General features: G+C 54.0%; 11 protein-coding genes. 5 read left to right on the top strand and 6 right to left on the bottom strand.

Features of this window, described 5'->3' with window-relative positions; translation table 11 throughout:
* Window positions 1-23: 23 nt before the first annotated feature.
* The 3 genes from glgB to G340_RS0112325 all read right to left on the bottom strand — a co-directional run bounded on the left by glgB (window position 24) and on the right by G340_RS0112325 (window position 4621).
* Window positions 24-1970: a 1,4-alpha-glucan branching protein GlgB gene (glgB, locus tag G340_RS0112310; RefSeq protein WP_020073955.1), complete on the bottom strand. Its 1947-nt coding sequence runs from the start codon at window positions 1968-1970 to the stop codon at window positions 24-26.
* A 666-nt stretch (window positions 1971-2636) separates the two neighbouring features.
* Window positions 2637-3653, bottom strand: a complete 1017-nt coding sequence (gene gap, locus G340_RS0112320; protein ID WP_020073957.1) for a type I glyceraldehyde-3-phosphate dehydrogenase — start codon at window positions 3651-3653, stop codon at window positions 2637-2639.
* A gap of 95 nt (window positions 3654-3748) precedes the next feature.
* A complete protein-coding gene (locus G340_RS0112325; RefSeq protein WP_020073958.1) occupies window positions 3749-4621 on the bottom strand; it encodes a hypothetical protein in 873 nt (290 codons plus the stop codon).
* A gap of 167 nt (window positions 4622-4788) precedes the next feature.
* On the opposite strand from G340_RS0112325, the gene spoIID reads away from it, so the two are divergent.
* Window positions 4789-5787: a stage II sporulation protein D gene (gene spoIID, locus G340_RS0112330; RefSeq protein ID WP_326522397.1), complete on the top strand. Its 999-nt coding sequence runs from the start codon at window positions 4789-4791 to the stop codon at window positions 5785-5787.
* Window positions 5788-5977: 190 nt separating this feature from the next.
* On the opposite strand, the gene G340_RS16750 is transcribed toward spoIID, so the two are convergent.
* The 3 genes from G340_RS16750 to G340_RS16755 form a co-directional block, all read right to left on the bottom strand.
* Window positions 5978-8956 carry an Ig-like domain-containing protein gene (locus tag G340_RS16750; RefSeq protein WP_020073960.1) on the bottom strand — a complete coding sequence of 993 codons (2979 nt, stop codon included), beginning with the start codon at window positions 8954-8956 and terminating at the stop codon, window positions 5978-5980.
* A 322-nt stretch (window positions 8957-9278) separates the two neighbouring features.
* Complete coding sequence (locus G340_RS0112360; protein ID WP_020665330.1) at window positions 9279-10976, bottom strand: MORN repeat-containing protein; 1698 nt, start codon at window positions 10974-10976, stop codon at window positions 9279-9281.
* 220 nt (window positions 10977-11196) lie between these two features.
* Window positions 11197-11376, bottom strand: a complete 180-nt coding sequence (locus G340_RS16755; RefSeq protein WP_009062021.1) for a hypothetical protein — start codon at window positions 11374-11376, stop codon at window positions 11197-11199.
* Between the two features lie 322 nt (window positions 11377-11698).
* Between G340_RS16755 and G340_RS0112370 the strand changes: the two genes are divergently transcribed.
* From G340_RS0112370 to gpmI, 4 genes are all read left to right on the top strand, one after another.
* Window positions 11699-12193 carry a tRNA (cytidine(34)-2'-O)-methyltransferase gene (locus G340_RS0112370; RefSeq protein WP_020073962.1) on the top strand — a complete coding sequence of 165 codons (495 nt, stop codon included), beginning with the start codon at window positions 11699-11701 and terminating at the stop codon, window positions 12191-12193.
* A 264-nt stretch (window positions 12194-12457) separates the two neighbouring features.
* Window positions 12458-13654: a phosphoglycerate kinase gene (locus G340_RS0112375; protein ID WP_027103997.1), complete on the top strand. Its 1197-nt coding sequence runs from the start codon at window positions 12458-12460 to the stop codon at window positions 13652-13654.
* A 111-nt stretch (window positions 13655-13765) separates the two neighbouring features.
* Entirely contained in the window at window positions 13766-14536 is a 771-nt protein-coding gene (gene tpiA / locus G340_RS0112380; RefSeq protein WP_020073964.1) for a triose-phosphate isomerase, read from the top strand.
* A gap of 30 nt (window positions 14537-14566) precedes the next feature.
* On the top strand, window positions 14567-16081 hold the full coding sequence (gene gpmI, locus G340_RS0112385) for a 2,3-bisphosphoglycerate-independent phosphoglycerate mutase (protein ID WP_020073965.1): 1515 nt from the start codon (window positions 14567-14569) through the stop codon (window positions 16079-16081).
* The last annotated feature ends 180 nt before the right edge of the window (window positions 16082-16261 follow it).

Raw genomic sequence — 16261 nt, forward strand, 5'->3', positions numbered from 1 at the left:
TGTGTTTTGAAAAGCGCCGCCGTTTATGATGGCTGTTTTGCCTGCTTTTGCAGCCTTCCGCCGCTCTTTTTCGGGCGACGGCGCTTGCATTTTAAATAGAAGACGGACATGGGAGGCAGCGTGAGGCTGACGCTCTGCTCATACCCGTGCATTGGAATCGGGTGAGAGGAAATAGCATCCCCGTTGGTGATGCCGGCACCGCCGAACTCCGCCTGATCGGAGGAGAAAACCTCCTCATAGACGCCGTCCCATGGCACGCCGATACAGTAGTTTTCCCTTTGAACCGCCTGAAAATTACATACGACAATGAGTTCTTTCCCCGCCTGATCGATCCGGCGGAAGGAAATGACGCTCTGGGTGTAGTCGTCGTTTGAAATCCAGGAAAAGCCCTCCCACGAAAAATCGATCTGCCACAATGCGGGATTCTCCAAATAAAAATGATTCAGCGCTTTAAAGAAGCACTGGGCCTGCTGATGCAGCGGATATTCCAGAAGAAACCATTCGAGCTGCTTTTCGTTGTTCCACTCCACAAACTGGCAGAATTCCGTACCCATAAAAATCAGCTTTTTCCCCGGGTGCGCCATCATATAGCTCATAAACGCGCGCACACCGGCAAACTTCGCTTCTTGATCACCGGGCATTTTGTTGATCAGCGAGCATTTGCCGTGCACCACCTCGTCATGCGAGATGGGAAGAATAAAATTCTCAGAAAAGGCGTACATAAACGAAAATGTGAGGTTGTCGTGATTATATCTGCGGTAAATGGGGTCGAGCGACATATACCGGAGCATGTCGTTCATCCAGCCCATATTCCACTTGTAATTGAAGCCGAGACCACCGCAGTAGGTGGGGCGGGAAACCAGCGGCCACGCGGTGGATTCCTCCGCGATCATCATCACATGGGGGGACGCCTCAAACACCGCCTCATTGAGCTTTTGCAGGAACGTGACGGCCTCCAGATTCTCCCGGCCTCCCTTCTCATTCGGGATCCATTCCCCCGCCTTGCGGCTGTAATCGAGGTACAGCATCGACGCGACCGCGTCTACCCGGATTCCATCCACATGGTACTGCTCCAGCCAGAACACCGCGCTTGAGATCAGAAAGCTGATCACCTCGCTGCGTCCGTAATCGAACACGAGCGTTCCCCAGTCCCTATGCTCCCCCTTTTTGGGGTCCGCATATTCATAGCAGGGGGTGCCGTCGAAGCGGGCCAGGCCGTTTTCATCCTTGGGGAAATGCGCGGGTACCCAGTCGAGAATCACGCCGATCCCCGACTGGTGGCACTGATCCACAAAATACATAAAATCCTTCGGCGTGCCATAGCGGGAGGTCGGGGCGAAATAGCCCGTCACCTGGTACCCCCAGGAGCCGTCGAACGGATATTCCGTCAGGGGCATCAGCTCAATGTGCGTATACCCCATCTCCTTCACATACGGCAGCAGCTCTTCCGCCAGCTGACGGTAGGAGTAGGTGCTGCCGTCGGGATTTTTACGCCAGGAGCCCGCGTGCAGCTCGTAAATATTGACCGGCTGGTTGTAGTGGGGCTTTTGCGCCTGCCGCCGCTTCCATGCCGCATCCTTCCACGGAAAGCCGTCCAGCGAATAATATTTGGACGCATTGCCGAAGCCGTCTTCAAAATGAAACGCATAGGGGTCGCTTTTAAACACCTTGGTGCCGTCCGCCTGCTCAATGCAGAACTTATACGACATATACTCCGGCAGAACAAAAGGCAGATGCCCCTCCCAAACGCCCTGGCTGATCTTCTCCATTGGATACTCGTCGGCATCCCAGCCGTTGAACTCTCCCGTAACAGAAACCGAGAGGGCGTTCGGCGCCCAAACCCGGCACACCATGCAGGGGGACCCGTCCCGTTCCGTTTCGTGCATGCCCATATACTCATAGGCCCTGCAGTTCGTCCCCTGATGGAACAGATAAAGCGGCGTACCGGAGCCCAGTGTTTTTGATGACATGTGAATCCACTCCCTTCCAGAGCTTTCTAGTTCCATCATACCATAAATCTTTAAAATTTCAATAGTTTTTAGTAATTCTCTTAAAACAATTCAATTTGATTCATCTGTAATTTGTATATATACAACAAAAAATTGCAAAGTCGATTAGGTAATGGGCAATAGAATGAAACCAGAAAACAAAACGGAAAATAAAACGGTGCGTTTTCAAACCGCATTACTGTATCTTACCGGATGATTGGTGTCAGATTTTAGAAAAAAAGAGGACGCGCTGTATTTTAGCACTGAATGCCTTATTTGCTACTGGCGCATGAAAAACGGGGCCGATTGCGTTCCCCCTGCTCACAATGAGGCGGCTTTTACGGCTTCCAGTTCCGTTCCCGAGCTTCTCTTTTGAGAAGCCGAATGAAATAGCGAATTTATTTTTCGTAATTCTCGACTGTCTTTGCCGATAGCCTTCTGCAATCACAATGGAACCGAAACTCCTTTCATGCATCCTCCAACAACATAAAAAACCGCTCCTTTCAGATCAGACAACTAACCTGAAAAGGAACGGTTCTATTTTTGTATCGTTGTCTCAATTCAGTGGAACTTATCGCACCAGAAGAAACAAAACACAATTACCGATATTCTGTTGTAGTACCAGAATTTGGCTTACCCATGCGGTTTTTATTTATGATCGACGCTGAACATGTGGGAAATCAGGTCAAGCACCTTGTTGCTGTAGCCCCACTCGTTGTCGTACCAGGAAACCAGCTTGACGAAATTCGGGTTGAGCATGATGCCCGCTTCCGCATCGAAAATGGAGGTGCGGGGATCGCCCAGGAAATCGGAGGATACAACCGCGTCCTCGGTATAGCCCAGAATACCCTTCATCTCGTTTTCGGAGGCATCCTTCACCGCCGCGCAGATCTCCTCATATGTGGCGGATTTCTCCAGACGGCAGGTCAGGTCGACCACAGACACATCGAGGGTGGGAACGCGGAAGGACATGCCGGTCAAGCGGCCCTTGAGCTCGGGGATGACCAGAGTCGCAGCCTTCGCCGCGCCGGTGGAGGAGGGAATGATATTGCCGGAAGCCGCTCTGCCGCCTCTCCAGTCTTTCGAGGAGGGGCCGTCTACGGTCTTCTGAGTTGCTGTGGTGGAGTGAACCGTCGTCATCAGGCCTTCCGCAATGCCGAACTTGTCGTTGATGACCTTCACCAGCGGCGCCAGGCAGTTGGTAGTGCAGGACGCGTTGGAAACGACCGTCATGTCGGAGGTATAGACATCGAGGTTGACACCGCACACAAAAGTGGGGGTATCATCTTTAGCGGGGGCGGAAATAACAACCTTCTTTGCGCCCGCAGCAATGTGTGCCGAAGCCTTTTCTTTTGTGGCGAACACACCGGTGGATTCCACCACATACTCCGCGCCGTCAGCACCCCACGGAATATTTGCGGGGTCTTTCTCCGCGTGAACGTTGATCGCCTTGCCGTTTACCAGCAGCTTACCGTCCTGTGTGCCGATTTCGCCCTCAAATCTGCCATGCATCGTGTCATATTTTACCATATACACCATGTAGTTCAGGTCGATAAAGGGATCGTTGATCCCGACGATCTCGAATACATCCGGCTGTGCAACCGCCGCACGGAAGACCAGACGGCCGATACGGCCAAATCCGTTGATGCCAATTTTAATAGACATAGTACAACCTCCTAAAATCGATTTAAAGCTTTCCTTGTCTTACCATTATTTTATATGATTTTCGGGAATATTACAAGACTTTGGGAAAATTTTAACTAATTAAAACTCTTTTTTTCATATCTGGCATCAGCATTCCCCATGCAGGTCAGCTTTACACCCAGCGTGAGCAAAAACAATGCGATCACCAGGTACAAAACGCTGCTCTCCATGCTCATGGAGCAGAACTCCCCACGGCCCATGGCGTACATTAAAATATTCGGCACCGTAACGGTCAGCGCCAGCAGGCCGTAGCACATGCCGGCAGACACCATCAGCCTGCGGCTGCGCAGGTCGTCCACACCCGCCCAAAATCGGGACTCGGCAAACAGGCATAGGAGCAAAAAAATCACCATAAACATGGAATACAGGCTCTCGATCGTGTTGACCACCTCGGTGTACCTGACGAACATCACCGTCAAATCAAGGCAGGACCACAGCGGCACCATCAGTGCGCCGGCCGGCAGCGCGGCATAGGGATTTCTCCCCACGGCCAGGCCCCAGGTGAGCACCAGAAAATTGATGGCCGCCAGTGCCCCAAGCAGCCCCAGCGCCCCGTAAAGGCCCGGGTGCTGCACCCAGATCGGCAGCTGCTCCAGCGTGTCGTCGTACCAGGTGTCGCGCCCGGCGGCGACCAGCATCAGCTGGCGCAGCGAATAGATCAGCAGCGCGGCGCCGCTGAGTCCGCCGAAAATCACGGCCGGAAATCCGGACAAATCCCCAAAGGTGAACGAAATGGACTTCTCCCGGTGCGAGAGCAGCAGAATCCCCGCGCAGCCCAAAATCAGCGCGGCGGATACAATCCCCGCCGTCACGTTCCCATCCGTAAAAAATCCTGTCTTACTGTCTACAAAGTTCATCAGCTGATACAGGCGAACCGGTATCGCCAAAATACATGCGACCGCAAACGCGATCCACATTTTCTTCATCATGCTTTCTGGCCCTTTCTCATCTTGTTCGGCGGTCGCGCAGCGATGTCCCCCGTTTTGGCAGTCTTTCAAACCTATGACCCATTTTATATCACGCATCCCGCAAAGTCAATACAGGCGACCGCTTTGCGGGGAAAGGAGCCCGTATGAAAGGAAAAACCGCATGGTGCATGATTTTATTCTTACTGCTGCTGCTGATCCCCCTGATCGCGCTGGGCGCAAAGATACCGGACAAAGAATCCGGGCCGCCCACATCTTCCGCAGCGGAGAACAGGCCGCCCGCGCCGCAGTCCGCGGCCAGCCAAGAGAGCACGCGGACATCCGCCGTTTTTAAGATACTGGATGAGCCTACCGGTGAAGTGCTGACCGTGGACGACAAGGAATTCCTCTACGGAGCCGTTGCGACAGAGATGTCTCCCGAAAGCCCGATCGAAGCCCTGAAAGCGCAGGCAGTGAGCGCCTACACCTATTACAGCCGCCTGCGGACGCAGCAGAAGGAGAAACCGGACGCCTCTCTCAAGGGCGCGGATTTTTCGGCGGACATATCCGGCTGGAAGCTCTACACCACCAAAGCGGAAATGCAAAAGCGCTGGGGCGGCAAATTCGACACCTACTACCAAACTCTTGAAAAGGTAGCGGACGCGGTTTACGGACAAACGCTGCAAGAGGACGGCCAATTGATCTGCGCAACGTACTATGCCATCTCTTCCGGTAATACCGAAGCCGCTAAAGACATTTGGGGCGGCGATTACAGCTACCTGGTGCCGGTTGCAAGCCCCGGCGACCTGTACGCGAGCGGTTACAGCACCACCGTCGCGTTAGCCCCTCAGCAGGTACAGCAGGCATCGCAGAAGCAATGGGGCATTTCTTTGAACGGCGACCCTTCCAAATGGTTCGGTAAGGCGGAGCGAACCTCCTCCGGCTCCGTAAAGAACCAAACGCTCGGCGGCAAAACCGTGAAGGGCGGCGAGGTTCGCACGGCGTTCGGCCTGCGCTCCGCAAATTACACGGTCACTTACGCCAACGATAAATTCACCTTTTCCGTAAAAGGCTACGGGCACGGCGTGGGCATGAGCCAGGCCGGGGCGGAATACATGGCCCGGCACGGCTCCGACTACAAGCAAATCCTCGAGTGGTATTACCCCGGCGCGAAGTTAGTTTCTGTTTGATAAACTCGATGAAGCATAGATTCAAACTCAATCTGCGAGCATAAAGAAAGGGACACGGCAGTCGCCGTGTCCCTCCTTTTGTCACGTTTCGCGCAGATACGCACAAAGCGGCGGTCTGGAAGATGAAGTCCAAACCGCCGCCACGCAAATACAGCTAACAGAAATGATTCAGTTCGTTATGAACCCTTAATTACTTCAGGGTGGAAACGTTGTTGCCCTTTACACCGACAGAAGCTGCGCCATTGGCGACAACAAACTTAACGGATACATGGGTGTTGCCAACCTTAGCCACTACAAAAGCAGTGCCGGGGTTCTGAGCTGTTACTCTGTACACGCCGTTGCCACGGGGAGCGATGGAAACAACCTTACCATTTACGGTAACAACCGGAACAGCAGTTGTGCCGGTGGTGGAGAATTTCACATCGTACACTTTGCCGGGAGCAAAGGTGTAAGAAGTAGTATCAGCCTTCAGTGTGCCGTTTACCTTTACTACAGTTACAGCCAGAGTTGCGGTAGCGCCGTTAGCATCAGTTGTGGTGATGGTAGCAGTACCCTCAGCAACGCCCTTAACCTGGAACTTGTAGCCGCGGGGATCAGCAGCGTTGAACAGCTCAACGGTTGCGATCTGAGTATCGGAAGAAGTAGCGGTCAGAACCGCGCCGGAGGAGGACTTCGCAATGTACTGGTACACAGCGCCGGTGCCCAGAGTTACGGGCTTGGTGGTGTCCAGAGTTACCTTGGAATCGGGCTTCTCAATCGCAGTTACGTTGATAGAAGCTGTGAGGAGATCCTCAACCTCGTAGCCATCTTCGTCAATGACAGTAGCAGAAATGGTACCCTGATTGTCAACTGCACGGTCAGCATTGTAATCAACAGCCTTCACGGTAGCTACATTGCCCTCAGTGGTTACGGTGATGTAATCGTCGTTTACATCAACATCCCACTCAACAGTATAGCCAGCCGGCAGAGCTGTGCCAGCAGGATAATTTGCAACAGTAACAGTTTCGGACTGGCCCTTAGCAATTCTCAGGTCAGTTTTATCGAACTTTACACCAGCAAATTTCACAGAAGTAATCACATGCTTATCAGTGGAGCTATTTGCAGATTTTGTCTCCAGAGTATAGCCTACTGTGTTCAAGTCTTCTCCGTCTACAGAACCTTCACCAGAAGTAAAGGCAGTTGTGCCAACAGCCAGATCATCTGTAATAACCAGCTTGGTGGCATCATCGATACCGCCCTCAACGTACAGCTTACCTGCGGGGAATGCGAACTGGCCTTCACCGCTGATCGCGCCAAGATTGGCCTCAGAAACAGTTACTTTAGAATCTTCTTCGATCTCCAAAGAGTCAACACTCAGCTTGCCACCAATGGTAACAACTGTTTCACCGTTTGCTTCCACAGTGGTATCATCGCCACCGTTGATCACGGCCTTAATAGTGCCAGAGAAGTCTTCCAAGATCAAATTGTTATCATAATCGACATCTACATTGCCCAGAGTAACGTTGTCGCCAGCCAGCTTAATGTCACCATTTTCGCCCTTAAGCGTACCTTTAACGGTAACAGTAGCGTCGCTGGAAGCATCAACTTCAATCGCATTATCAACACCATCATCATTGTCCGCGGTCACATTGCCACTGATCACAGTGTCGATATCGTCATCCTCTGCGTCGATCTGGATGTTATCGACATCAACATTACCACTGATCTCGCCGCCTTCAATGACAGCTGCAGCCTTGTCTGCGTCGATTGCTTTTACTTTACCACCGGAAATGGTAATCTGTTCTGCCTTATCTTTAATGGTACCAACAGAACCGTCCTGTACCTCAACCGTTTTAGCTTTCAGATCACCGGTTGTACCATCTTCAACGATAATAGAGCCATTTCCAGCTTCCAAATTGCCGATCGTTCCACCCAGTACTTTTACGCTGTCATCACCGACAACGATCTTGTCATAGGAACCAACGGAAACAACACCATCGAGAGCGTTTTTGCTATCTTTGAACGCGTCACTGCTGTCCCAATCCAAACCAGCCTTGACCAGATAGGTCTTGCCACTCTTCTTATTGATTTCCCAATTTGCTGATACCGGAGTGAAACCATCATTCAGACTCAGGTTAGCGTCGTATTTCTTTTCCGCATATACCTTGATGTCCTGCTGAGAGCTGTCAATATCATCATACTTAGATCCATCAGCAACTACTTTACCCAACTTGATTTCGAGGGTATTGTTGCCAGTAGACAGCAACTTCGCGGATTTACCACGTTCACTCTGATTGGGAGCGGCTTTGGGTTCCTGTCCCTCGAACTCCGTCACCAGACGAATCGTGTTGCTCGAAATCGGTCCGCCATTCGTAACGTCTGCGTCAAGAGTAGAACCAGTAGTTACAGTTGTGTTCGCCAACACAACCTTCTCAAAGATTTTACTGGAATTTTTCAGATCCAGACTATCTTCAATCACGCTCGTTACAGTACCGGATGTTGTGCTGTAAACGGGAGTCACACCATCTTCGCCCTTAACAGTTGTCAAATCCAGAGCAGCATAAGAAGCTCTGATTTTCTGAAGATTCGTAGCACTGCCTTGAGGAACCGCATAGTAGGCACCGATGTCCAGATACTTCTGGTTGACCGCAGCCTTCGGTACATCATCAGGTCTGTCGGTTACACCGGTAGCTTCATCGGCTTCGCCGAGAAACACCTCGCCTGCTTCGTCGCAGTACACAGTAATGTCCTTATCGGCTCTTACGGTATACTCCTTGTCGTCGCGGTCGTAGGTCGCAGTGTAGCGGATGTTCAACACTTCTTTACCAGAAGCATTACCTCTAACAACGAAATAGTAATCATCGCCATCTTTTTCAACGCTCAGGATCTTGTCGCCTGAAACATGAGAGGCTTTGTCAAACTCCACATCGGAAGCATCCTCGTTGTCGTAGGTTTCTACGGTGACGTTGCCAAGAATGTCTTCGACGGGAACTCTATCGCTCTTAGAATCTTGGCTTACCAGAAATGCTTCTTTGTCTTCGTTCAGAACATGGCCAGCACCGGTCTCCAGATGGAGAGTACCAGTTTCGGTTCTGGTAGCAGCGGATGCAAAGTTCAGGGAAGAAAAGCTAGACACGACCATGGCGGAAGCCAGGATCAGTGACAAAACTTTGCTTTTGGTTTTGTTCATCCTTTTTAGTCCTCCTTAAAAATTTGTTTTGTTGTGCGTATTTGCGTTGTGCTTATGAAACGTAAACATACATGGCAGCCCCGGGTTTCGCCCCCCGGGACAAGCGGAAGCAGCCAGCGTTTCGTAAGAAACAAACAGCCACACCGCTTATATGTTTAGTTGAATTATAAGGGATGAGGGACAGAATGTCAAGGACATTTTTGCCTTTTTTCGAAATTTTAACACCCCGCAAAGCCTTGGTACGCCTGGATTTCTCAGGATTTTCCTTGGCAAAATCAGTTATGTCCAATTCATAGACGAAATGTTAACAATTTATGAATTATTACATTTTTCTGTCTTTTTTCTTTCCATCGCTTTCTTGGTATTTTTCTGGTGAAAGCGCACGCGCGGGCAGGCCGTTTTCATAATAAATCCCTGAAACCGGTTCGCCGTTCTGCCACTGGCCAGTGAATTCGATTTGCCCGTCGGCGGAATAAGAGGTGCCCATTCCGTGGCGCTCCCCGTTCTGCCACCGGCCGGTATAGCGGATGCGGCCCTCGGCATCAAACAGCGTGACGCCGCCGCAGGGGATGCCGTTTTGCCACCGGGCGACCAGCAGTGCGCCGTCTTTGGCGTGAAAGCTGGCCCCCACGCCGTGGCGCCGCCCGTTTTCAATCGCGCCCGCGTAGCAGACGGAGCCGTCCGGGCCAATCACCGCGCCGGAGCCGCCGGGGCGGTCGTTCCGCCAGGTGCCCGCGTAAAGGCTGCCGCCGTCCGGCCGAAAGCCGACTCCCGCGCCCTCGCGGCGGTCGTTTCGCCATGCGCCCGCATAGCACAGGCGGCCCGTTTTGTAGTAGTAAGCGCCCAGGCCGTCGCGCCTGCCGCGGGAATAGGTGCCCTCATACGCGGTTTTGCCGTCCGGCATTTCCGTGCGGCCCCGGCCGTGGCGCAGGCCATCCAGCATCTCGCCGAAATAGCGGTAGCGCTCCGTTTGGCTGAGGACGATCGACTGCACCGCACGCGGGATTTCCTCGGCGGCCTCCGGCGGCACGGGATGCACTCCGGAACAAAGACCCGGCGCACGGACGGCACCGTCCGCCCCGCGTTTTGCCACCGTGTAGCGGGCAGCTGCGCGCCCCCCGGGCGGCTCCGAACGCAGTTCGCCGGCCAGCTTGGGAACATCCGGCTGGGTGGATTCTTTTTTTGGAAAATTCTGCATTTTTTCCGGTTCGGCACATAAACGGCCCCGAACCATACCCAATTTTTCTTCCATTTTCTGAATCTGCTCCATTAAATCAGAAACCGCAATCTCCTGCGGCTGCGGCAAAACCGGGGGAAGCGCTTCTTCCTGCGCGCGTTCTTCTTCCTGCGCGTCCGCCGGTTCGGGCAAGGGCTTGTCCGGTACGAACACAGGGATGGTCGAAATCGCGCCGCTGCCCAGCCGCTCCCGCAGCTCGTCGCGCCGGCAATATTCCTCCTCCGTGCAGTAGCAGAAGTCGCCGTCCAGCCTTGCCGCGAGAATCTGCGGCTCACCCGCTTCGGAATCGATCATCGCCTGCTCCGCCGTGCCCATTTGAACCGGGCAGGCGCGCAGAACCGTTTCGGTCTGCTCTCCGTTTGCCTGCCGGCGCGTCCACAACAGCTCGTCGGGGTGCTCCGCTATTATGGAAAGAGACTCCTGCACTTCGCCGCCGGGCGCGAAATACTCCGCGCGCCGCAGATGATGCTCCCCGTCGTATTCGGTACGGCTGCGCACGCCTCCGTTTTCATTATAAAAAGAAAGGGCCCAACCGCCCGGTATGGAGCTTGCCCGCTCGGTCAGGCGGCGATCGCTGTGCTTCTCCCAGACAAAGCTCCCCCCAGAGATTGCATAGCGCAGCTGCACCTGCATTCCGTCCTCCTGGTCTGAAATGCGCCCTTTTTTATGTACACCGTCCCGAAAAAAATCGCGGCGCGCCTGATACAGCGCCCCGTGCAAAGAGGTAAGGGCGCTATATCCTTTCCTGTAAATCGTCAATATCTCGTGCTCCGAAACCTGCATGGCTCGAAATCCTCCCAAGGCCGGGCCGTCCGCCCGATCCGATGTAAATCCGCGCCTTCCACCCGCGGCGGGCGCGTCTTCTACTGAGTAGTTTATCTGATTCAAAAGTCTTTGGCAAGGGAATCGTGCCGGTTTTTCGCATATTTTCCCAAAACGAAAGCTGCCGTAAAACGGTGCGAAATTTCACATCCGTTTTACGGCAGCCGTGCCTGGGCCGTGTTTATTTGAACATATACTCCATGTTATCCAGCACACCATTCACTTTGCGCATCGCCTTGCCCGCGGTACGCTTGAGCTGACGGTTGCTTTTCATCGCCTTGCTGCTGACGCTGGCTACTGCCAGGCCGGCCACCAGCCCCGCACTTATGCCCTTTACAAATCCCTTTGTTTCGTTATACATATCGCATACCCTCCATATGGTGTAGATCATTTTCAGACCCAACATTATTTATTCCCTCCACATTCCATAGATAATCAGAAAGATTATGGCAAAACCAATTTTCATATTGAGCTTTTCCAAATGCTTTGCAATAGATCATCTGCTTTGCGCACCTGCGCGGATCGCCTGTTTGCTCTCCCGCCCGCGGCGGAAGGGACGCGGCTTTTCATTTTTTAACGATGGATTTGCAATTTATAGATGGACTTTTCGCCCCGCTTGGATTATGATTGGTATGACAAACGACAATTATTCCCAAACGAAACCCGAAAGGATACCCCGAATCATGGCAACCCTGAACATTGTTATGGTAGAACCGGAAATCCCCCAGAATACGGGCAACGTGGCGCGCACCTGCGCCGCAACCGGAGCTACCCTGCATTTGGTGGGGCCGATGGGCTTTACCATCGACGACAAAAAACTCAAACGCGCTGGGCTGGATTACTGGCATTTGCTCGATATTCGTTACTACGTTACTTTGTCCGATTTCTTCAAACAAAATACCGGTGATTTTTTCTATTTTTCGACCAAAGCGCCGCGCACCCACACGCAGGTTTCTTACCCGGACAACAGCTACCTGGTGTTCGGCAAAGAGACCGCCGGGCTGCCGGAAGAGCTGCTGCGGCAAAATCCCGATTCCGTTGTGCGCATCCCCATGCTGGAGGAGGCGCGCAGCCTGAACCTTTCCAACGCGGTGGCGATCGGCGTATACGAGGCGCTGCGCCAATGGGATTACCCCCGTTTGACCCGCATTGGCCACCCGCGCAGCTTTACGTGGTGATTTTTTTCGCAAATCGAATTTATATTGGTTCGCGCACTTGAAAACACGGCAAAAATAGGATAAAATGGGATCGGATAATTAATAATTTAACAATATTGATCGGCAGCCCCCATCCGGCCGGATCGGATGATGAGAACCGCTCATTTGTTGTTCCAAGAGTTGACCCAAACAATGGTTTTTCTCCCCGCCTGCGGCCGGGAATCGAAATCGACCATCTGCTTCACAGAGAATCCATATATCATAAAAAATGAAGGAGTGCAGCTTATGAACTATCTGAACAAAAAGAGTGTGGAAGATATTGATGTTGCGGGCAAACGCGTTTTGGTCCGCTGCGACTTTAACGTTCCTTTTGACGGCGAGGGAAACATTTCGGACCCCAAGCGCATCGATGAAGCGCTCAAAACCATCCGTTATCTGCTCGACCATCACGCTAAGGTGATCCTTTGCTCTCACCTGGGCCGCCCCAAGGGCGAATTCAACCCCAAATATTCTTTGGCCCCCGTGGCGGAATACCTCTCAAAGGTGCTCGGCCAGCCCGTGCAGATGGCGAAGGACGTGATCGGCGACAGCGCCAAGGCGATTTGCGCCTCCTTGAAGGAGGGCGAAGCGGCTCTTCTGGAAAACGTGCGCTTCCATAAGGAAGAAGAAAAAAATGATCCGGAATTCTCGAAGGCGCTGGCCTCTCTGGCAGAGATCTACGTCAACGACGCGTTCGGCACCGCGCACCGTGCACACGCTTCCACCGCGGGCGTGGCGGCCTACCTGCCCGCCGTATGCGGCTACTTGATTCAGAAGGAAATCACCGTCATGGGCAACGCTCTGGCAAACCCGAAGCGCCCGTTCATCGCGATTCTGGGCGGCGCGAAGGTTTCGGATAAAATCGGCGTGATCAGCAACCTGCTGGACAAGGTGGACACACTGATCATCGGCGGCGGCATGGCCTACACCTTCATGAAGGCGCTGGGCTACTCCATCGGCACCTCGATCTGCGAGGACGACAAGCTGGATCTCGCGCAGGAAATGATGGCGAAGGCCAAGGATAAGAACGTCAAGTTCCTGATCCCGCTGGATAACGTGGTCGCCGACAAATACGACGAGAACGCGAACCATCAGATCGCCGATTCCGACCAGATTCCGGACGGCTGGATGGGCCTTGACATCGGGCCGAAAACGCAGGAGCTGTTCACCTCCGCCCTGAAGGGCGCTGGAACGGTGGTATGGAACGGGCCGATGGGCGTGAGCGAGTGGAAGAACTTTGCGGCCGGTACGGTGGCGGTCGCGAAAGCCGTGGCCGAAAGCGGCGCGGTTTCCATCATTGGCGGCGGCGATTCCGCCGCGGCTGTGGAGCAGCTCGGCTTTGCGGATAAAATGACGCATATCTCCACCGGCGGCGGCGCTTCTCTAGAATTCCTGGAGGGCCTGGAGCTGCCCGGCATTGCCTGCCTGAACGATAAAAACTGAGGAGAAAAGGGGCAGGCGGAGGTCTGCCCTTTTTTTAACCGGGGCCGCCCCGCCGTTCCATTGCCGGGAGTCGCTCCGATACCGATCAAAACTAGAAAGGATGAAACTCCTATGAATAAAGAATTGAGAAAAGCTGTCATCGCCGGAAACTGGAAGATGAATAAAAACCCCGAGAAGACCAGGGCATTGCTGGCCGAGGTCGCCCCGCTGGTCAAGGATGCCAAGTGCGAGGTTGTCGCCTGCGTTCCGTTTATCGATCTTCCCGCGGCGGTCGAAGCCGCGAAGGGCACAAACATTCAAATCGGCGCGCAGAACTGCCACTGGGAAGAAAGCGGCGCCTTTACCGGAGAAATCGCGGCAAACATGCTCACCTCCATCGGCGTCTCCCATGTGATCATCGGCCACAGCGAGCGCCGTACCTATTTCGGCGAAACCGACCAGACCGTCAATAAAAGGATCCGCGCCGCGCTCGACGCCGGGCTTTCCGTGATCCTGTGCGTCGGCGAAACGCTCGAGCAGCGCGAGCAGGGCGTCACCGAAGAGCTGGTCGCACTCCAGACAAAAATCGCTCTGCTGGGCGTAACGAAGGAAGATCTCGCCCGCGTCATCATTGCTTACGAGCCCATCTGGGCCATCGGCACGGGCCGTACCGCCACCTCCGCGCAGGCGGGAGAGGTCTGTAGGGCCATCCGCAGCGTAATCGCAGCGCTCTACGGCAAACCGGCAGCCGACGCTTTTACCATTCAGTACGGCGGTTCCATGAACGCCAAAAACGCCGCGGAGCTGCTGGCGCAGGGCGACGTGGACGGCGGCCTGATCGGCGGCGCGTCGCTGAAAGCCGCAGATTTTGCGGAAATTGTCCGCGCGGCTTCTGAGGGCTGACCCCCAACTGTATCACAAAGGAGAACTGTTATGAAAAAACCTCTGATCTTAATGATTCTGGACGGCTTTGGCATCGCCCCCGAGTACGGCAACGCCATCATGGCCGCCAAAAAGCCGAATCTGGATCGTCTCTTCCGCGAAAATCCCCTCTCCCAGATCGGCGCATCGGGCCTGAATGTCGGCCTGCCGAACGGGCAGATGGGCAACTCCGAGGTTGGCCACACCAACATCGGCGCGGGACGCATCGTGTACCAGGAGCTGACCCGCATCACTAAGGAAATCGAGGACGGCAATTTTTACAAGAATCCCGCCCTTGTCAAAGCAGTGGCGGCCGCAAAAGCCAAGGGCACGGCGCTGCACCTGATCGGTCTGCTTTCCGACGGCGGCGTTCACAGCCACAACGGCCATCTCTACGCGCTGCTGGAGCTGGCTAAGCAAAACGGCCTTTCCAAAGTCTATGTTCACGCACTGCTCGACGGCCGCGACGTCCCTCCATCCTCCGGCAAGGGCTTTGTGGAGGATTGCCTTGCGAAAATGCAGGAAATCGGCGTGGGCGAAATCGCGACGGTGGCGGGGCGCTACTACGCGATGGACCGCGACAACCGCTGGGAGCGCGTCTCCAAAGCGTACAACGCGATGGTGCTGGGCGAGGGCGTACAGAATTCCGACCCCGCAGCCGCCGTTGCCAAGTCGTATGAGGATGGCGTGACCGACGAATTTGTCATGCCGGTCGTCTGCGGGCCCGAGGGCCGGATTTCCACAGACGATTCCGTGATTTTCTTCAATTTCCGCCCCGACCGCGCCAGAGAGCTGACCCGTGCGTTTGTCGACCCCGATTTTACCGGCTTCCCCCGGGCAAAGGGCTTTTTCCCGCTGACCTACGTCTGCATGACGCAGTATGACGCCACCATGCCGAACGTGGATGTCGCGTTTCATCCCCAGAGCCTGAAAAACACGCTGGGCGAATATCTTTCAAATCTGGGCATGACCCAGCTGCGCATTGCTGAAACGGAGAAATACGCGCATGTGACCTTTTTCTTCAACGGCGGCGTAGAAACCGTATACCCCGGCGAGGACCGCGTGCTGATTCATTCCCCGAAGGTCGCCACCTATGACCTGCAGCCCGAAATGAGCGCATACGCCGTGACTGACGCTCTGGTAGAGAAAATCGACAGCGGCATGTACGATGTGATTATTCTGAACTTTGCCAACTGCGACATGGTAGGACATACCGGCATATTCGACGCAGCCAAAGCCGCGGTTGAGGCCGTTGATACCTGTGTCGGCCGCGTGATCGACGCGATCGAGCGCATGCACGGCACCGCGATCATCACCGCAGACCACGGCAACGCCGAAAAGATGTACGAAGAGGACGGTTCGCCCTTTACCGCACACACCACAAATCCCGTCCCGTTCTGCGTGGTCGGCTACCCGTGCAAGCTGCGCGAAAACGGCAGGCTGGCGGATATTGCCCCCACAATGCTCAAAATTCTCGGCTTGCCGCAGCCGGCGGAAATGACGGGCGAAAGCATGATTGTGGATTGACCATTAGAAGATACCAGATAGATACTCAGGGAGGATGCCAATCGGCCTCCTCCCTTTCTGTTGTTTCAGATTGTTTTGCCTGATCAAGTCAAATATTTAAATCAGCCGGCCACTGACTCCGCATGATGCAATTGCGTTTTCGCTGAGAAAACGATACAATAAACAGGAATGAAAAACAGG

The sequence above is a fragment of the Faecalispora sporosphaeroides DSM 1294 genome, assembly GCA_000383295.1.
GTDB classification, from domain to species: Bacteria; Bacillota; Clostridia; order Oscillospirales; family Acutalibacteraceae; genus Faecalispora; species Faecalispora sporosphaeroides.